The sequence below is a fragment of the Marinobacter shengliensis genome (assembly GCF_030297115.1).
Lineage (GTDB): Bacteria > Pseudomonadota > Gammaproteobacteria > Pseudomonadales > Oleiphilaceae > Marinobacter > Marinobacter shengliensis.
In genome coordinates this window covers 3073906-3093380 of sequence record NZ_AP028062.1, presented here as the reverse complement: position 1 = coordinate 3093380, position 19475 = coordinate 3073906, and the positions used below count along the sequence as shown (strand labels likewise).

The 19475-nt window shown below is 59.4% G+C and carries 16 protein-coding genes; 3 read left to right on the top strand and 13 right to left on the bottom strand.

The window, feature by feature from the left end; translation table 11 throughout:
- Positions 1-3 precede the first annotated feature (3 nt).
- A complete protein-coding gene (locus tag QUE75_RS14110; protein WP_286251124.1) occupies positions 4-681 on the top strand; it encodes an SIR2 family NAD-dependent protein deacylase in 678 nt (225 codons plus the stop codon).
- 168 nt (positions 682-849) lie between these two features.
- Here QUE75_RS14110 and QUE75_RS14105 read toward each other — a convergent pair whose 3' ends face one another.
- The 5 genes from QUE75_RS14105 to QUE75_RS14085 all read right to left on the bottom strand — a co-directional run bounded on the left by QUE75_RS14105 (position 850) and on the right by QUE75_RS14085 (position 5516).
- Positions 850-2154 carry an ABC1 kinase family protein gene (locus QUE75_RS14105; protein ID WP_286251122.1) on the bottom strand — a complete coding sequence of 435 codons (1305 nt, stop codon included), beginning with the start codon at positions 2152-2154 and terminating at the stop codon, positions 850-852.
- A gap of 59 nt (positions 2155-2213) precedes the next feature.
- Positions 2214-2876 (bottom strand): fumarylacetoacetate hydrolase family protein, encoded by a 663-nt coding sequence (locus QUE75_RS14100; protein ID WP_072676648.1) that lies wholly within the window; start codon positions 2874-2876, stop codon positions 2214-2216.
- 21 nt (positions 2877-2897) lie between these two features.
- Entirely contained in the window at positions 2898-3440 is a 543-nt protein-coding gene (locus QUE75_RS14095) for an adenine phosphoribosyltransferase (RefSeq protein WP_152438733.1), read from the bottom strand.
- A 22-nt stretch (positions 3441-3462) separates the two neighbouring features.
- Complete coding sequence (locus QUE75_RS14090; protein ID WP_286251115.1) at positions 3463-4761, bottom strand: NCS2 family permease; 1299 nt, start codon at positions 4759-4761, stop codon at positions 3463-3465.
- 137 nt (positions 4762-4898) lie between these two features.
- Positions 4899-5516: a trimeric intracellular cation channel family protein gene (locus QUE75_RS14085; RefSeq protein ID WP_058092112.1), complete on the bottom strand. Its 618-nt coding sequence runs from the start codon at positions 5514-5516 to the stop codon at positions 4899-4901.
- A 223-nt stretch (positions 5517-5739) separates the two neighbouring features.
- Between QUE75_RS14085 and QUE75_RS14080 the strand changes: the two genes are divergently transcribed.
- Positions 5740-6309, top strand: a complete 570-nt coding sequence (locus QUE75_RS14080; RefSeq protein ID WP_061331614.1) for a BLUF domain-containing protein — start codon at positions 5740-5742, stop codon at positions 6307-6309.
- 163 nt (positions 6310-6472) lie between these two features.
- Entirely contained in the window at positions 6473-7453 is a 981-nt protein-coding gene (locus QUE75_RS14075; protein WP_286251110.1) for an NADPH:quinone oxidoreductase family protein, read from the top strand.
- A 395-nt stretch (positions 7454-7848) separates the two neighbouring features.
- On the opposite strand, the gene QUE75_RS14070 is transcribed toward QUE75_RS14075, so the two are convergent.
- The 8 genes from QUE75_RS14070 to QUE75_RS14035 form a co-directional block, all read right to left on the bottom strand.
- The gene (locus QUE75_RS14070; protein ID WP_286251107.1) at positions 7849-9678 is read right to left on the bottom strand and encodes a long-chain-acyl-CoA synthetase; all 1830 of its coding nucleotides are present in this window, start codon (positions 9676-9678) and stop codon (positions 7849-7851) included.
- A 70-nt stretch (positions 9679-9748) separates the two neighbouring features.
- Positions 9749-10573, bottom strand: coding sequence for an SDR family oxidoreductase (locus QUE75_RS14065; RefSeq protein ID WP_286251105.1), 825 nt, complete (start codon positions 10571-10573; stop codon positions 9749-9751).
- Entirely contained in the window at positions 10570-12540 is a 1971-nt protein-coding gene (locus QUE75_RS14060; protein ID WP_286251104.1) for an acetyl/propionyl/methylcrotonyl-CoA carboxylase subunit alpha, read from the bottom strand. Before QUE75_RS14060 ends, QUE75_RS14065 begins: the two co-directional genes overlap by 4 nt.
- A 231-nt stretch (positions 12541-12771) precedes the next feature.
- Positions 12772-13590, bottom strand: coding sequence for an enoyl-CoA hydratase/isomerase family protein (locus tag QUE75_RS14055; protein WP_286251102.1), 819 nt, complete (start codon positions 13588-13590; stop codon positions 12772-12774).
- A 158-nt stretch (positions 13591-13748) separates the two neighbouring features.
- Entirely contained in the window at positions 13749-14909 is a 1161-nt protein-coding gene (atuD, locus tag QUE75_RS14050) for a citronellyl-CoA dehydrogenase (protein WP_286251099.1), read from the bottom strand.
- Positions 14910-14939: 30 nt separating this feature from the next.
- Positions 14940-16556, bottom strand: a complete 1617-nt coding sequence (locus tag QUE75_RS14045) for an acyl-CoA carboxylase subunit beta (protein ID WP_286251098.1) — start codon at positions 16554-16556, stop codon at positions 14940-14942.
- Between the two features lie 9 nt (positions 16557-16565).
- Positions 16566-17432 (bottom strand): SDR family oxidoreductase, encoded by an 867-nt coding sequence (locus tag QUE75_RS14040; protein WP_286251095.1) that lies wholly within the window; start codon positions 17430-17432, stop codon positions 16566-16568.
- 226 nt (positions 17433-17658) lie between these two features.
- Positions 17659-19455, bottom strand: a complete 1797-nt coding sequence (locus tag QUE75_RS14035; RefSeq protein ID WP_286251093.1) for an acyclic terpene utilization AtuA family protein — start codon at positions 19453-19455, stop codon at positions 17659-17661.
- Positions 19456-19475: the final 20 nt, after the last annotated feature.

Below are 19475 nucleotides of genomic sequence, written 5' to 3'. Positions count from 1 at the left end.
CGAGTGCAGGAACACATAGTCGTGCTCACCGGCGCTGGTATCAGCGCTGAAAGCGGTCTCTCCACCTTCCGCGACAGCGGCGGCCTGTGGGAGCAACACAGCGTGTACGACGTGGCCACGCCGGAGGCCTTTGCCCGTAATCAGGAACTGGTGCTGCGTTTCTACAATGAGCGACGGCACCAGCTGGAATCTGCCCAGCCCAATCCTGCCCATCGCCTGCTGGCCGAGCTGGAAAGCCGCTACCGCGTCACGGTGGTTACCCAGAACGTGGATGACCTGCACGAGCGGGGCGGCTCCACCAACGTGCTACACCTTCACGGCGAACTCACCAAGGCCCGCAGCTCTGGTTTTCCTGAGCTGATTTACGACATCGGCTACAAGGAAATTCACCCCGGCGATGTATGCGAACGCGGCACCCAGCTGCGGCCGCATATTGTCTGGTTCGGTGAGGAAGTGCCGATGCTGGATGCGGCCGCTGAGGTGGTTCGTACTGCTGACCGTCTGCTTATTGTTGGGACATCCCTACAGGTCTACCCGGCTGCCGGACTGGTTTACGAGGTCGACATCGATGTGCCCATCACCGTGATTGATCCCGGCGAGCCGGCCTCGGTTTCCAGGGCAAGGGTCATTCGTAAAGGTGCGAGTGATGGCTTGAGTGAGTGGGTCACGATGTTGGGCTAGCACCCATGTTGGGAGTGCTGCTATGGGGAAGGCTTTCCAAAACTGTGCGGAGCCATGGATGGCGGAGCCCAAGCGTCACAGGGATGTGCCGAAGGAGCGTGTTTTGGAAAGCCTTCCCCATAGCAGCGCTGCGCTCGATAGTTGGCCCTCCCCGACAGGGCTCTGGCCTCAACTTCGGAGGTATTTCTCCAGTTCATTTCTAAATGCGGCCTGCACACCCAGCCGTTTCAACATCCAGTAATGCCCCGCAATCATCCGGTCTATAAAGATGCTCTCCACGGGCGGCTTGAAGTAATCCAGGTATTTGAACACGGTGCTGGTTTTTGCCGCTACGTGCTTGTGGATGTCGGCCTCGGCAAAGTCATAGGGTTCATCATTCAGGAACGGAATGATCAGGATGTCCCGCCACATAGCGTAGTAGGCTTCGTCTACTGCTGGCTGGTTATCAACCCTGGCGCCAAGATCGATCAAGTATTGGTCCAGGGCCTGATAGTCTTCATCCAACGCTGCAATCAAGGCCTTACGGTACGCCTCCACAATCTCCGGCTTCAGTTTTTTCACACACCCGAAGTCATACATGATGATAGTGCCGTCCGGCCGGTAGGCGAAGTTGCCGGCGTGTGGGTCGCCGTGGATGCACTGGAAGCGGAACAGTTGGTCGGCCATGATGGTGAAGATGCGGTGGCCGATGTCGTTGAGGGTTTCCTGGCTGTAGCGTTCCGGGGTCACCTGGCTGACATGGTCGCCTTCCACCAGTTCCAGGGTCAGTACCCGCTGGGTGGAGTGGCTGTCGACCACCTCCGGAATAACCACCCAGGGCTGGTCTTTGTGGAATTCGTGAAAGAGTTTGAGATTGCGGGCTTCGTTTTCGTAGTCCAGTTCTTCTTTCAGGCGCAGGCGGATTTCGCCGAACAGCTGGTCTACGGTCTCCTTGGGCATTTTCAGCAGGCCGCCCAGCTTCAGGGCCAGGCGTAGCTGTTTCAGGTCGGAGTCGCAGGATTCGTCAACGCCGGGGTACTGCACCTTGACGATCACATCGGTGCCGTCGTGCAGCCGAGCACGATGTACCTGGCCGATGGAGGCGGATGCGTAGGGGGTTTCCTGCAGGTACTCGAACAGTTCGCCCACCGGTTTGCCCAGCTCGCTCTCCACCTGCGCAAGAATGACATCGAAAGGCATGGGTGGGGCTTCTTTCTGGAGCTTTTCCAGAGCCTGGGAAAACTCTTTGGGCAGGAAGTCCTGGGTCTGGGACGCAATTTGCCCCACCTTCATCACTGCACCCTTGAGTTCACCCAAGGTGTCGGCAATCTCGCCGGCCATACGGGTGTAACTTTCGCTACGAGCGCCTTCGTCGTCGACCGTGCGGAACATGCGCCGGGCCCTTTGGCCCGCGTACTGGCCCGCCACGGAGGCTGTCATGCCTGCGAGTTTGAAGAAGCGTCCTGTACGGGACGTAACCGGTTTCTTCGCCATGGTCCTGTCTGTTTCCCTGAAACGCGTGGTTCGCCTGAATATGCGTTCAGGCGGGCAAATCAGACCACTGTTGTCTCCACAAACAGCACATCTTCCAGTTCCAGCGACAGGGTCTGGCCGGAGACCAGTGGCCCGACGCCTTTGGGAGTTCCGGTCAGCACCACGTCTCCGGGCTGCAGGGTGAACTGGCTGCTCATGTGGGCGATCAGCGGCACAATGGGGTTCAGCATATCACGGGTGTCGCCGGTCTGTTGGCGTTGTCCGTTTATGTCCAGAGTGAAACGGATATTGCCTTTGGGAAGCTTGTCGGCAGCCACAAACGGGGAGAGCGGGCAGGCGCCGTCAAAGGCCTTGGCCCGCTCCCAGGGCTGGCCTTTCTCCTTGAGCTTGCTTTGTACATCCCGCAGCGTCAGGTCCAGCGCCAGGCCGTAGCCCAGAATGGCACCCTCGGCTTCGCTGGCAGAAGCGTTGGTGAGCGGCCGGCCGATGAGCACGGCCAGTTCGGTTTCAAAGTGGACTTCGCCCTGGTTGCGGGGGAAGTCCAGAGGGCGGGTAATATGTACCGCTGCCGTTGACGGTTTGATGAACAGCAACGGCTCGTCGGGCACCGGGTTATTCAGTTCCCGCGCGTGCTCAGCGTAGTTGCGACCAATGCACACGATTTTGCCCAGGGGTAGATGAACCGGTGTGCCATCTTTCCAGTGATGTTGATAATCGGGCATGGTCGCCTCCTTTAACGGTGGTTATTCTCCCTCGAACGAACACACAGTATAAACCTGCAGGCCGTCTTCCTGCAGCTTGCGCGAACCGCCCAGGTCTGGCAGGTCGATCATGGCGGCTACTTCCACGATTTCCGCGCCAATGCGCCGAATCAGTCGGGTTGCGGCCAGCATGGTGCCGCCGGTGGCAATCAGGTCGTCTACCAGCACCACTTTATCGCCCGGCTTGAAGGCGTCCTTGTGCAGCTCCACCGACGCCGTGCCGTATTCCAGCTCGTAGTCTTCCACCAGGGTATCAAAAGGCAGTTTACCCTTCTTGCGCACCAGTACCAGTGAGGCGTTGAGCTCATAGGCCAGGGCCGAGCCGATGATAAAACCGCGGGCATCCACCGCGGCCACGGCGTCGATTTGCTGGCCATGGTAGCGGTGCACAAAGGCGTCAATCAGCTTGCGGAACGCGGTCTTGTCTTGCAGAACCGTGGTGATATCCCGGAAGGAAACCCCGGGCTTTGGCCAGTCCGGCACGGTGCGGATGGCTTTCTTTATACTCTCGGAAAAATAATCCATAACTCACCTGTGTGGACCCGGCTTACGCCAGATCCAGAAACATGAATTTCAGAACGAAGACAACGGCGATGGTGGTGACGCTCCAGTTCAGATCAGACCATTTGCCGGCCAGGGCCTTGACTGCCACGTAGGTGATAAAGCCGAGGGCAATACCATGGGCGATAGAAAACGTCAGCGGCATCATCAAGGCGGTGACGATGGCCGGTGCGATGTCGGTGATGTCGTCCCAGTCTACCAGTTTCAGACCACTGGCCATCAGGCAGGCTACGTACAGCAGTGCCGGGGCGGTTGCGTAAGGCGGGATCACGCTGGCAATGGGTGAGAACAGCAGGCAGGCCAGGAACAGCAGGGCGACCACGACGGCGGTCAGGCCGGTGCGGCCACCTGCCGCGATACCGGCGGTGGATTCCACATAGCTGGTGGTGGTGGAGGTGCCCAGGGCAGAGCCCGCCATGGTTGCTACCGAATCTGACATCAGGGCCCGGCCCAGGCGCGGCAGTTTGCCATCCTTATCTAGCAGGCCACCTTTCTGCGCAGCGCCCACAAGGGTGCCGGAAGTATCGAACAGGTCAACAAACAGGAAGGCAAACACCACGCTGATCATGCCTACGTTCAGGGCACCGGCCAGGTCCAGTTGCATGAAGGTGGGGGCAATGCTTGGTGGGGCGGACACAAGCCCCTGATACTCCACCATGCCCAGCATCATTGCGATCACGGTAATGGCGATAATGCCGATCATCACAGAACCGGTGATCTGACGGAAAGACAGCGCACAGATCAGGACAAAACCACCGAAGAAAAGCAGTGCCTCGGGCACCATGACGTCACCCAGGCTGACCAGCGTCGCGGGGTGATCAACCACAATGCCGGCGTTTTTCAGGGCAATCAGGGCCAGGAAGAAGCCAATGCCGGCAGAAATGCCAAACCGCAGCGACATGGGAATGGAATTGATGATCCACTCCCGCACCTTGAAGATGCTCAGCAGGAAGAACAGAAAACCGGAGAGAAATACCGCGCCCAGGGCCACCTGCCAGGTGTACCCCATGCTGCCTACCACTGTGAACGAGAAGAACGCGTTCAGGCCCATGCCCGGGGCCAGTGCGATCGGGTAGTTGGCCCACAAGCCCATAATCAGAGTGCCGATCACTGCCTCCAGGCAGGTCGCAACAAACACCGCACCGAAATCCATGCCGGTGGAGGACAGTAGGCTGGGGTTGACCACGATGATGTACGCCATGGTCAGGAAGGTGGTAATGCCCGCTACCACTTCTTTACGAACATTGGTGCCGTGGGCCTGGAGTTGGAACAGTCGTTCAAGCATGACGGGGGTCTGCCTCTCGGGATGCCTGGGTTGGGGTTTGAAACTCTGTTTACGTGCGGAAATCGTGAACTGGGTGAAAAAACGGCAATCTTACCGGCTCACGGGTCTCAGGCCAAGGCCAGGGAATGATTGACCGTTCAGCCCGTGCTGTGATCTCGCTGTAGCCGGATATCGAAACGGACGGCCAGCATGCGTACGGTTACTATGAACAACAGGCCGATGGTCAGGGCGATAGACTCGCTTTCCAGGAACCACTGGCACACAAAGTACAGCCAGCATCCGGCGAATGCGATGGAGGCGTAGATCTGATCCTTACGAAAGATGAAGGGCACTTCGTTGCACAGAGTGTCGCGCAGTGCGCCGCCGAAGCAGCCCGTCATTACGCCGAGCATGGAAGCGATAAACCAGGAGTGGCCCAGGTCCAGCGCCAACTGGGCGCCGAGAATCGAGAAAATGCCGAGGCCAATGGCATCCGGGAAAACAATACGGGATTCCTTGAGGCTGTGCGCCCGGCTCCAGTAACTGAATACAATCGCCATGGCCAGAATCAGGATAGGCTGCTCCTGGTGCTTGATCCAGTACAGCGGGTGGTTATCCATGATCAGATCCCGCAACGTGCCGCCACCCAGCGCAGTAATAAAACCGATGGCAAAAATGCCCACGGGGTCCATGTTCTTCGAACGAGCGACAATCATGCCGGAAATGGCAAATGCCACAACCCCAATCATTTCCAGTGTATAGATGATGTCGAACATGGCCGGCTCTGGGGCAGAAAGTGTACGTAAGCAAGGGTGATCAAACGGGAGTGCGAAGGATAGCCGAAAACGGGCTTGGATTCACCTGACGGCACCCCACCTGTGCCGAGAAATGATGAAGAACGGAGACAGGATACAGAATTACCTGAAGAGTGATCTGCCAGCCCCTGACATGGCGTATGTTCAACGACCCCTGTTTTCATTGATCCGGAGTACACCATAAATGCCGCTGATTCGCCTTGCCTACGCCAGTGAAGCAACCTTTGAAGCCAAACCTCTGGAGAAAGGGGTTGAGCCCCACGTTGCCCGTATTCTGCTTGTGTCTCGTCGGAACAACGGAAAAGTAGGGCTTGTAGGCGGGCTGTATTACGGTGACAACCGCTTTTTCCAATATCTGGAGGGTGAAGAGGAGGCCGTTCGGGACACTTACCAGAGAATTCTTCAGGACCCAAGGCATCGTAATGTCCGGACGTTGATCGAGGAGCCGGTGGCCGAGCGGTCGTTCACAAACTGGTCGATGAAGTACGTGCCGGCTTCTGCAGATGTTCAGGCATTTCTTCAGAAGCACCACTTGCCAGAGTTCAATCCATCCGCTTTTGACAGCACCCAGTGTGAAGAAATGATCGACCTGATCCGCCGCTCCAGTCAGGACCAGAAGCTGGTCAACTACGACGAGCCGGTCCGCAGTACGTCACCCGCCCCACAAACGCTGTCACCAGGCCTTAAAGCCGGGCTGGTTGTTGCTGCGGTGGGCCTGGTCGTGGCGCTGGCGGTCAGCGCGACTATGTTGTAGGGCTGAATCAGCGTGGTTTATACGAAACGATAAGCGATCTTGATTTGCTTCATGATGCAACTGCGTTTAGCTTGGTGCGATTCAATAAAAAAGCTGAACAAGACGCCGCTTGAGCCCGAACACTGCAGTTACGCTGATCGGCCCCAAGGTATCAGGAGAGATCATGAAAGCCATTCTGTGCAAAGAATACGGACCTGCCGAAAACCTGGTTATTGAAGACATCCCAAGCCCGGAGGCCAAGGGCCGGGGCGTGAAAATCCGGGTGAAGGCCGCGGGCCTCAACTTCCCGGATACCCTGATCATAGAGGGCAAATACCAACTGCAGCCACCCATGCCATTCTCACCGGGCGGCGAGCTGGCGGGTGAAGTGCTCGAAGTGGGCGAGAAAGTCACCCGCTTCAAGCCAGGTGACCGGGTAGCGGCCCTCACAGGCTGGGGTGCGTTTGCTGAAGAAGTGGTTGCCCCCGAATCCAACCTGTTGCCCCTTCCAGACGGCATGCCTTACGAACAGGCGGCCGGTTTCATGATGGTGTATGGCACTTCCTATTACGCGCTGAAACAGCGGGCTAACATTCAGCCTGGCGAGACCTTGCTGGTGCTTGGCGCCAGCGGTGGTGTTGGTCTGGCGACCGTTGAACTAGGCAAGGCCATGGGCGCAAAGGTAATCGCGGCGGCCAGCACAGCCGAAAAGCTGGAGGTGGCCAAGGCCGCCGGCGCTGATGAGCTGATCAACTACTCTGAAGAATCCCTGAAAGAAGCGGTGAAGAAGCTCACCAAAGGCAAGGGTGTGGACGTGATCTACGACCCGGTCGGCGGCGACTTCACCGAACAGGCCCTGCGTTCTATGGCCTGGAACGGCCGCCACTTGATCATCGGCTTTGCCGCAGGCGATATTCCAAAGGTACCGGCAAACCTGACGTTGCTGAAGGGCTGTTCGGTGGTCGGGGTGTTCTGGGGCAGCTTCACCCAGCGAGAGCCGGAGGCCAGTGCGAAGAACATGATGGAGCTGTTGCAGCTGTACAGCGAGGGCAAAATCGACCCGAAGGTCAGCGAGGTATTCAAATTCGACCAGTACGCCGAGGCTCTGGGAGCCCTGACTGGTCGCCGTGCTACTGGCAAGATCGTTCTTCGGGTTGGTTCCTAGGTCTGGTTTGGGCTCCTAGCCTATTAGGCTAGGTGCTGGGTACGAGTGGGTGGCCCCTCCCAAAAAACGCTACGAGCACATCCATGTGCGCTTCGCTCCGGCCATCCATGGCCTCCGAGATTTTTGGGAGGGGCCACCCACTCGTCCCTTCAACTGTTCGGTTGTAGTCTGCATTAGTCCCTGGATAGGAGCTGGACTAGTAGCGGTGTTTTTAGACTATTACTCGATGCTTGAATAGCCGGGTTGGCTTGGGCTTCCAAAAAATCTTGAGGGCCAAGGATGGCCCGAACGAAGCGCACATGGATGTGCTCGTAGCGTTTTTTTGGAAGCCCAAGCCAACCCGGCTAACTCAGAAACAAACAGGCTAGGGCCGAACTAGACCCCACCACCAAAAGTCAGAACCGAACACTACCAGCATCGATATCGGCCACCAACTCCGGCGTAAGCTGCGTATACCCGGATGCGCCCGGCAGCCACGCATAAACTTCCTCATGGGGGCTGGACAGAGAGTAGCCAAGCTTCTGAACATCCACCTTCCGGTACTTGAACGTGCCCGTCTTCTCGATGGCGTGGGTTACCCGCACGAATACCGGTATCGCATACGGTGGCAAATTGTCCTGAAGGTAAGCAAATAGCTTGTCCGCATCAAAGGACGCCTCCGGATTCTGCGGCACCAGCGTCACCATGCCGGCTTTGCCATTGGTGTTCGGAATTTCCACGCCGTAGACAATCGCCTCCTGAACCATGCCGGAGCCGTCGATAATGTTCTCCACCTCGGTGGTGGAAACATTCTCACCCTTCCAGCGGAAGGTATCGCCCATGCGGTCGACAAACTGCAGGTGCCGGCAGCCGATTTCCTTCAGCACATCGCCGGTGTTGAACCAGGCATCGCCTTTTTTGAAGGCATCACGAAGGATCGATTTTTCCGTGGCCTCTTTTTGGGTGTAGCCCTCGAACGCCCACTTCTTGTTGATCTCGCCGATCAGCAAACCCGGCTGGCCTTTCTTCACTTCTTCCAGGCGACCTTTGCTATTTCGGATCGGGTCGCGGGTGCCCTCATGGTATTTCACCAGCTTGTACGGGGCGGTGGAGAAGCCCACGGTGTTGTCCATGTTGAAGAAGTTGCTGAAGCCGATGTTGCCCTCAGACGAGGCGTAAAGCTCCGCCACTTTGTCGATGCTGAAACGCTCCTTGAACTCGGTCCAGATCGACGGGCGCAGGCCATTGCCGATCATTTTTGTCAAATGGTGGTTGCGGTCCTGTGCGCTGGGGGGCTGGTTCAGCAGGTAGCGGCAGAGTTCACCGACGTAGCCGAAGGTGGTGGCGTTGTATTTCCGGACGTCGTCCCAGAACGCGCTGGCGGAGAACTTTCGGCGCAGGGCGATGGCGGAGCCGCCGGCCAGTACCGAGCCCCAGCACACCAGCAGCGCGGTGCCGTGATACAGGGGCAGGGTGCAGTAGAGAACGTCTTCCGGTTCCATGGCGAGGGACAGCATGCCAAAGCCGCCATAGGCCCGGATAAACTTGCGATGTGAGCCAGGGGCGGCCTTGGGCAAGCCAGTGGTGCCGGAGGTGTACAGATAAACAGCCGTATCGCCCATAGTAACGTTGTTGGAGAGCATTGGACGGGTGGAAGACCGCTGGCTGACTTCGAGCGCCATGTTGGTGTAGCCCTGTGGTGCTTCACCAAACGTATTGAGGGTATTGGCATCGGCCAGGTACTGCAGGGGCTTGGTGTGGCGTAGCTGGATGTCGTCACGCACGCCCTCGGCGTGGTCAACCAGTTCAGCGCCCACCACCAGCATACGGGGCTGGATCAGGTTGATGCTGTGGGCCAGGACCTTGCCCTTCTGTGAGGTATTCAGCATGGCGCAGGCCACGCCGACCTTGGCGGCGCCAACCACGGTGGCCAGCAGTTCCGGGCGGTTATCCAGCAGCACGGCAATGGCGTCGCCCTTCACCAGCCCCTGGTCCTTCAGGTAATGGGCAACCCGGTTGCTCCAGGCGTCGAGCTCTGACCAGGTAATGGTGCGATCATCAAACAGAATGGCCGGGCGTTGGGGGTATTTGTCGGCGTTGCGTTCAACCAGCCGGCCCAGCGTCAGGTCTTTGTTGTCGTCCTTCAGCCGGTAGTAATAAAGCCCCTTGGCCACATAGGGGAATTTTTTCAGGACCGTTGGCAGGCTGCGTAGGATGTCGCGCGCGGTTACGATGTCTTGGCTCATGTTGCTTCCGTTTCAGTCGTCATTGTCTTTATAGGTTTTGAACCGCGGAGCAACACAAAGAGCCCCGCGGCTAATCCAGGAACAGATCCGGCAGTAGCGGTTTGTCGCCCTGTGCGTACCGGTAGTGTTCAAAATCCTCTATGCCATCCTGACGAAGCACCTCTTCATCAATCAGCGCCTGCCCCGTCAGTTCATCTGCGGTGCGGGAGAGAATGCTGATGGCCGCATCCGCCATGATCTCCGGTTTGCGGCCCTGGGCCATGAGTTGCGGCCCGCCCACTTCGTACTCGATGGCCGCCGTGGCGATCAGCGTTTTTGGCCACAGGCAGTTCACGGCAATGCCGTAGCGGCGGAATTCCTCGGCCATGCCCATACTGAGCATGGTCATCCCATATTTTGTGGTGGTGTAAGGCCCGTACTGGGCAAACCACCGGGTGTTCAGGTTCAGTGGCGGCGACAGGCTCAGGATGTGGCCACCGGATTCCTTCAGCCAGGGCAGGGCAGCCTGGCTGCAAGTGAACACCGCCCGGGCATTGACCTGGTGCATCAGGTCGTAGCGGCTTACCTTCAGGTTTTCGACACCAGTCAGCCGGATGGCGCCCGCGTTGTTCACCAGTACGTCGATGCCGCCGAAATGATTGGCGGCTTCTTCCATTCGTTGCCTTACCTGGCGTTCATCCCGCACGTCCAGCACCAGCGGCAGCGCCTGGCCGCCGGCGTTGCGGATTTCCTCCGCCACGGTGTGGATGGTGCCCGGTAGTTTCGCATGCGGTGTATCGGTCTTGGCGCCAATCACCACATTGGCGCCTTCCCGGGCGCAGGCCAGAGCGATGGCGCGGCCGATGCCCCGGCTGCCGCCGGTGATGAACACGGTGCGTTGATGGAGTCGGCTCATGCGTCGGCCTCCTCGTTAGCTTCTACCTGAACCAGCAGTTGGCCCCGTTTAACCTGATCACCCTGCCGGGCGAGCAATTGGCCGATGGTGCCGCTGCGATCGGCTTTCACCGGGTGCTCCATTTTCATGGCTTCCAGGATGACCAGAGTCTGGCCCTGTTCAACCTGATCCCCTTCGGCCACCAACACATCAATGATGCCGCCGTCCATGCTGGCCTGTACCTTGCCACTGCCGGCGCCTTGGGCACCCTGTGCCGGCTGGTGGGTGATGTCCCGAACTGACCAGGAGCGCCCGAATGCCTGCAAATATAGGGAATCTCCGCTCCGGTAGTATTGGCACCGCTGACGAACCCCATTGTCGATAATGCATAGCAGGCCAGGTTCCTGGCTTTGCAGCTGCAGCTCGTAATGTTCTTCGCCGTGGGATACCTGCAGTGTGTGGCCGCTGTGGCGGACCAGCAGTTCCAGGCTGTCATCCTGAGTTTCCAGCTTCATGGGCATGACCGTAGCCGGGGCGTTGCTCCAGCCCTCCTGACCTGTGCCGCTTAAGCTGAGAACGCAGGCGCTCAGGGCCAGTTCACGGATGGTGAGCGGCTGGGGCGCCAGGGATGGATCATCCTTGAACGCCTGTTGCAGGAACGCGGTGGTGGCTTCACCGGCACCGAAGGTGTCGTCGGCAATAATGCGACTGAGGAAGTGCCGGTTGGTGGTCACACCAAATACGGCGGTATCTTCCAGGGCCCGGATCAGCCGGCGGCGAGCTTCGTCCCGGTTCTGGCCCCAGGCAATGACTTTCGCCAGCATGGGGTCGTAGTGGGGGCTGACCACATCGCCGGAGCGCACGCCGGTGTCGTAGCGCAAGCCGGCACCTTCGGCCGGGGTAAATTGATGCAGGGTGCCGGTTTGTGGAGTAAAGCCGTTGGCCGGGTCTTCGGCGTACAGGCGCACCTCGATGGCATGGCCGTTGAGTTCAATCTCGTCCTGCGCCAGCGGCAGCGGGCGGCCTTCGGCGACCATCAGCTGCCAGGCGACCAGGTCCTGACCAGTGATCAGTTCGGTGACCGGGTGTTCCACCTGCAGGCGGGTGTTCATTTCCAGGAAGTAGAAGTTGCGGTCTTTGTCGACCAGGAATTCCACGGTGCCGGCGCCTTCGTAACCGCAGGCCAGGGCGGCTTTGACGGCCGCTTCGCCCATGGCTTTGCGCAACTCAGGGGTAACAAAGGGTGAGGGCGCTTCTTCAACCACTTTCTGGTGCCGGCGCTGCACGGAGCAGTCCCGTTCGCCCAGGTACACGGCGTTGCCGTGGCGATCGGCAAAGACCTGGATTTCCACGTGGCGGGGTTCGATAACGGCTTTTTCGATGATCAGTTCGTCGTCGCCGAAGGCTTGCTTGGCTTCTGAGCGGGCCCGCTTGATGTTGTCGGCCAGCTCACTTTCACTCCCGACCAGGCGCATGCCCCGGCCTCCGCCGCCTGCGGAAGCTTTGAGCATGAGGGGGTAGCCAATGTCTTTGGCAGCGGTGATGAGCTCGTCGTCGCTTGCCCCGTGTCCTTTGCCAGGGCCTTCATATCCAGGAACCACCGGTACGCCGGCTTCCTGCATGGCGATTTTTGAGCGGCGTTTGCTGCCCATGAGTTCGATAGCGTTCTCGGGCGGGCCTACGAAGGTTAGGCCGGCCTGTTTGATGGTTTTGGCGAAGCTGGCGTTTTCCGATAGGAAGCCGTAGCCGGGGTGGATGCAGTCGGCGCCGGTTTTGGCGGCGGCATCGAGGATGGCGTCGGCGTTCAGGTAGGAGGCGGCAACCTGTGCCGGGCCTATGCAGACGGCTTCGTCGGCTTGTTCAACGTGCAGGGCGTTGGCGTCGGCTTCGGAGTAGACGGCAACGGTTCGGTAGCCCAGCGCCTTGGCTGTGCGGATGACCCGGACGGCGATTTCGCCTCGGTTAGCGATTAACAGTTTTTTTAACATGTCCGTTTCCTACCTTATCTGCGGAGACCGCTTACTGATGGAGCCTGTCCGCACCATTGGCGGGGTGGGCCTCCGGAAAAACGCTACGAGCACATCCTTGTGCGCTTCGCTCCGGCCATCCATGGCCTCCGAGATTTTCCGGAGGCCCACCCCGCCAATGGCGCTCCCGCGACCTTGGGTGTTGCCTGCTCAACTACGATTGAACAGTCTCAATGTTTGTTGTTGTGCTTCTTAGCTATCTGCCCACTTGGGCTCACGCTTTTGCATGAACGCCATGGTGCCTTCCATGCCCTCTGGTCCCCGGATAGCGGCCGCAAATTTTTCAGCGGCATCGTCCAGAAGACCGGCCATGGCTTCATGGCCGACCCGGTGCAGCAGGGCTTTGGTCTCTGCCGTGGCATTCGGGGCGCACAGGCGAATGCGTTCCAATGCCTGGTTCAGCATGTCGCTCAGCTGTTCTTCGGATTCCGCAACCTGGTGAACGATGCCGAGCGCGCAGGCTTCCGCTGCGTCGATTCTCAAGCCCAGAAGGGCCAGTCGACGGGCCTGGGTCAGGCCGATGCGTTCTACCACGAACGGGGCGATCTGGGCCGGGATGACGCCGAGGGTGGTTTCCGGCATGCCGAATTTGGCAGTCGGGCCGGCGATGGCGAGGTCGGAGACACAGGCCAGGCCGAAGCCGCCGCCCATGACGGCGCCTTCGGTGATGGCGATGACGACTTTGGCGGATTCGTTGACCTGCTGGATCATCTGGCCGAAGGCGCGGTTGAGTTTGTAGAACGGGTCGTCGCGGCCTTCGCCGGCTTTCTGGCCCCGGGCGCCGGCCATGTCTTTGATGTCGCCGCCGGCGCAGAAGTGTCCCCCGGCGCCGCGGATGACGACGGCGCGGATGCTGTCGTCATGTTCGACTTCGCTGAACACGGTGGACAGTTCCGCGACCATGTGGAGGCTCATGGCGTTGCGGACGTCGGGTCTGTTAATCGTAATGAGCAGCGTCGGGCCCTGTTTTTCAAGTATCAGGGTTTCGCATTGTGGTAGTTGGTATTCCATACAGGACTCCACGTAAAACGTTTGGGGCCATGAGGCGGGGTTCCCCTTCCGGGACCGTTGAGGGCCATGGACGGCCCGAAACGAGCCCACAGGGACGTGCTTGTAGGCGTGTCCCGGAAGGGGAACCCCGCCTCATGGCCTTCCGCCAAACTAAAAACTTAGTCGCGTTTCTTGCCAGGCAAGGTGCCCATCAGCTTGCAGATGATGCCCAGCATGATTTCGTCGGCGCCGCCGCCGATGGAGACCAGCCGCACATCGCGGTAGGCTCGGGCCAGGGGGTTTTCCCACATGTAGCCGTTGCCGCCCCAGAACTGCAGGCAGCTGTCGGTGACTTCGCGGCCCAGGCGGCCAGCTTTCAGCTTGGCCATAGACGCCAGCTTAGTGACATCCTTGCCTTCAACGTGCAGCTCACAGGCCTGGTACGTCAGCGCTCGCAGGGCTTCGATTTCGGTCTGCAACTCCGCCAGGCGGAAGTGGATGTACTGGTTGTCGATCAGCGGCTGACCAAACGTCTTGCGCTCGCGGCAGTACTCGATGGTCTGGGTAACGCAGTTTTCCAGAGCCTTGATGACATTGGCCGCGCCCCACAAACGCTCCTCTTGGAACTGCAACATCTGCATCATAAAGCCCGTGCCCTCGGCACCGATGCGATTGCGCTGGGGAACCCGCACGTCGTCGAAGAACACCTGCGCCGTTTCCGACGAACGCATACCCAGCTTGTTCAGGTGCGGGCTGAAAGTGATGCCCGGAGTGTTCATGGGCACGATCATCAGGGTCTTGTTCTTGTGGGGCTTGTCGTCGCTGGTGTTGGCCAGCAGACACATGAAGTCCGCCTTCGGCGAGTTGGTGATCCACATCTTGGAGCCGTTGATGACGTAGTCATCGCCGTCTTTCTTGGCAGTGGTCTTCAGGCCGGCCACGTCGGAACCTGCGCCTACTTCACTCACACCGATACAGCCCACCATATCGCCGGCGATGGCCGGAGCCAGGAAGTCCCGTTTGAGTTCGTCTGAGCCGAAGCGCGCGATGGCCGGGGTACACATGTCGGTCTGTACGCCCACGGCCAGCGGTACACCGCCACATTTTGCCATGCCCAGTTCCTCGGCCGCGACCAGGTTGTAGCTGTAGTCCAGACCCATGCCGCCGTATTCCTCCGGCTTCTGGATGCCCAGCAGGCCCAGGTTGCCGAGTTTTTTGAACAGGTCGTGAATCGGAAACTCGCCGGCTTCTTCCCATTCGTCGCAGTGCGGGTTGATTTCCTTTTCCACGAAATCGCGGACGGTTTTTCTGAGGGCTTCGTGTTCGGCTGTGAATTTCATTGTTGTTCTCCCAGTCAATCAGTGTGGAAATCAGAAACGGGCGACGCCGTAAACGTTGGGTCGTAGTTGTCTTTGTTCGGCTTCACGGCAAACCGACAGTGCCATGGCCAGCACTCGGCGGGTGTCTCTTGGATCGATCAGACCGTCGTCCCACAGCCGTGCGGTACCGAACAGGGCGGTGGAGCCGTCTTCGAGTTTCTTGGCGGTGGCCTGCTCCAGGAACGCCAGGGTCTTTTCGTCCGGCTCGATGCCGCTTTTGCGTTGTTTTTCTTCAGCCACGATGCGCATCACCTTGCCGGCCTGGGCCGGGCCCATGACGGCGGTGCGGCTGTTGGGCCAGGCGAAGATAAATCTCGGGTCCAGTCCCCGGCCGCACATGGCGTAGTTGCCGGCGCCGTAGGAACCGCCTACCACCACCGCGAGCTTCGGAACCCGACAATTGGCCACGGCCTGAATCATCTTGGACCCGTGTTTGATGATGCCGTTCTGCTCGGAATGCGTGCCCACCATAAAACCGGTGGTGTTGTGCAGAAACAGGATTGGCGTACCGGCCTGGTCGCACAGCTGGATAAACTGCGCAGCCTTGGTAGAGCCGGCCGGTGTGATCGGGCCATTGTTACCGATGATGCCCACGCTGTGGCCCTGAATGCGGATGGTGCCGCACACGGTCTGGTTGTCGTAGTCGTTCTTGAAATCCAGGAAACGGGAGCCGTCGGCGATGCGGGCGAGGATTTCACGAACGTCGTAGGGTTTCTTGGCGTCCGAAGGAATCACCCCGAGCAGCTCGTCAGCCGGATACAGCGGCTCATCCCACTGGGGTTCCTGGCGCAGTGGAAGATTTTCATTCCAGGGCAGGGCACCGAGAATTTCCCGGGCCTGGCGGATGCCATCGGCGTCGTCTTCGGCCAGGTATTCAGCGGTGCCGGCCACAGTGGCGTGCATTTCTGCACCGCCCAGTTCTTCATCGGTGGCGACCTCGCCCGTGGCCGCTTTCAGCAGCGGCGGGCCGGCCAGGAACATCTTGGCCTGCTCGCGCACGGTGATCACATAATCCGACAGGCCGGGCTGATAAGCACCACCGGCGGTGGCGTTGCCATGCACCACGGTCACTTGCGGAATTCCGGCTGCGGACATCCGCGCCTGGTTGGCAAACCCCCGGGCGCCGAGCACAAAAATATCCGTGGCGTAGTTCAGGTTGGCGCCGCCAGATTCTGACAGCGACACCACCGGCAGCTTGTTCTCCATGGCAATCTGCTGCAGGCGCAGGGTCTTGTCCAGACCGGCGGGGGTAATGGTTCCGCCCTTGATGGCGCTGTTGCTGGCGACCACCAGACAGCGCACTCCGGCTACCCGGCCAATACCGGCAATAATCCCGCCACCGGCCATGGAGCCGTCTTTGTCATCGTGCATCTTGTAACCGGCCAGGGAGCACAGCTCCAGAAACTCACTGCCCCGATCCAGCAACCGATTGATGCGATCCCGCGGCAGCAATTTGCCCCGCTTGGTAAACTTCTCCCGGGCCGATTCCGCCAGGTCCAGCACCTTCTGCTCCACGTCCCGGAAAGTGGTGATATGGGCTTCCATGGCCTCGACATTGGCCCGGAACTCGTCGGACTGGGGGCTTATTGTTGTTTCCAGTACCTGCATGGGAAATCCTCAGTCGTCACTCAAAACTTTCGGCGTTACCGCCCGATGGAAACCGTTGTAGGGCTCGTTATTCTTTGCCTTCGGCATCGGCCACACACGCCCGCCCTGGGATGCCGCACCGTCAATCCGCAGACAATCGCCACTGATAAACGCCGCCCCCGGGCTAAGCAGGAAACAGATCGCCGAACTCACCTCCGATTCCGTGCCCATCCGCTTGATCGGCACCGCATCCGCCAGGCTGCGAATCCACGACTTCATATGAGCCGGGTAATTATCCATCCCGCTGGAAGCAATCCACCCCGGCGCCACCGCATTCACCCGAACCCCGGACGGCGCCCACTCAACCGCCGCCGTCTGGGTAAAATTCACCATCCCGGCCCGGGCGGCCCCTGAGTGGCCCATGCCCGGCATACCGCCCCACATATCCGCCACAATGTTCACGATCGAACCGCCGGATTTGCTCAAGGCCTGTGTATAGGCCTCCCGGGAAATCAGAAAACCACCGGTCAGATTCGTGCGCACCACGGTTTCCCAACCCTTCTGATTAATCCCCGTCAACGGAGACGCAAACTGCCCGCCGGCGTTGTTCACCACCCCGTTCAGCCCACCGTGGGTCTCAATAATCGCCTTCACCGTCGCCTTGACTGACTCCTCCTCACGGATATCGCAGGCATGAGCACTGGCAATACCGCCGTCTTCCTCAATCTCGGCCTTAACCGCGTCTACCTTCTCCTGCTTACGACCCACCAGCGCAACCCGGGCACCGAGCGCCGCCAGTTCGTGAGCCGTGCAGCGGCCAATACCGGAGCCACCGCCGGTCACGATAAACACCTGGCCTTCAAACAAGCCCGGGCGAAGAACAGACTGATAACTCATAAAAGTTCCTTATCTGAATACAAAGAATCCACGTAAAAAGTCGGAGCGCCCTGGTGGGGGAACGCCCTACAAAAATCTCGTAGGCCATGGATGGCCGGAGTGAAGCGCCACATGGATGTGCCGCAGGAGCGCTTTTTGTAGGGCGTTCCCCCACCAGGGTGCCGCCACCCAAGTTGTGGGCCTGAGCCCCAAGCAAGAAGCTTGCGCCGGAGAGTGATTAGAATGTTCATTGTGCTACCAAATTCGAAGGCACCGGCACAGGAAACTCCAGAAGCTGCTGCGCAAACGCCTTACCCTGCGGATCAATCCGCAAACTGGCCACACCACCACCACCAAGACTGTGCTCCAGCAAGAAATTGAACGCATGCAACCCTGGCATAGACCAGCGCGTCACCTTGCCAGACTCCGGATTCAACGTATGCGCCATCCAATCTGCCACCGCCTGTTCCGTCAACGCCGCCTCAATATAAGGAACATACTCCGGATCCCGCGCAATCACCCCGATATTGCTGTGATCACCCTTATCCCCGGACCGGGCCCAAGCCAGCTTGATCAACGGAACCGTGGTATCCGCCGCCACCTCCATCCGTGACTCCGGCTCAGCCGCCAGAGCACCCGGATCGAAACCACCCTCGGTAGCCACCACCACCTCAGACTTCTCGCCTGCCAGATCCACCGAAACCGCCACTTCCGATTTTGGTACCAGGCAAGAGAACAAACGAATCTTCGGCCAAACGGTTGGCCGACCACCGACAATGCCGGTGATACCCGGTGCCATCCCCGTGGCAGCCTGGGCGATTTCCCGTGAAAAAAGCACCAGTGCCTCTTTCTTCGGGTGGGCGGTGGCAATCTTCACCACCACTTCCCGGCATTGATCGCCCTTGCCATGGGCGCCGTAAGTGGTCTCGGTACCCAGCAACTCGATGCTGGTTTCGGAATAATCCGGCAGGCCGCGCTCCACAAACATCACCGAGGTTTTGGCAAGAATCGCCTCTGCGACTTTCTGAGCCTTGGCGGGCGCGTTTATGCCAGCGAGCAAAAAGGTGACCGTGCACTTGAAGCCATCCGGCCAGGTGCCAGATACCTTGTAGCTGTCGGTAGGTGGCAGACCTTTGGCACCGGAAACGCGAACCTGATCCTTACTGATTTCCTCAAGTGCAACCTCGGTGAAATCGCAGGTAACGTCGGGCAGCAGATAGGCCCTTGGATCACCAATCTCATACACCAACTGCTCGCTTACCGTGCCCCGGCTGACCAGACCGCCGGTGCCTTCGGGCTTGGTCATTACAAAGTCGCCGGAGGCGCTCACCTCAGCAATGGGGAAGCCCATATTGGCGTAGCCGTCGGCCACATCTTCCCAGTCGGTAAAGTTGCCACCGGTAGACTGGGCGCCACATTCCAGCAAGTGCCCGGCCAGGCTGCCCTGGGCAAGTTTGTCGTAATCGTTCCAGCGCCAGCCGAATTCATGCACCAGCGGCGCCAGCACCAGCGCGCTGTCCGCTACCCGGCCGGTAATAATGATGTCGGCACCCTGTTCCAGGGCAGCCACCAGGCCTGGTGCGCCCAGGTAGGCATTCAGGCTCACCATCATGGCGGGGAAGGGCTGGCCGGTGGTCATCTCGGTGACGCCGGCATCGGCGAGCTTCTTATTCTTCATCAGCAGGTCGTCGCCCAGCACCAGGGCGATTTTCAGATCGACCCCCGCTTTTTCGCACAACGCCTGCAACGCATCCCGGCAAGCCACCGGGTTCACGCCGCCGGCGTTGGCCAGCACCCGGATGCCTTTTTCTTTAATGTCGCCCAGCAAAGGCGCCATAACGGTTTCCACAAAATCCCGGGCATAGCCCTGGGTGGGGTCCTTCATCTTCTGGCCAGCCATGATGGACATGGTGATCTCGGCCAGATAATCGGCCACCAGATAATCGATGTTGCCCCGGTGCACCAGCTGGGCGGCTGCCGTTTCGGTATCACCCCAGAAAGCGGCGGAGCAACCGATGCGGATGGTTTTGTTGGCGTGTGACATGTTCTTGGCCTTGTTGTGAA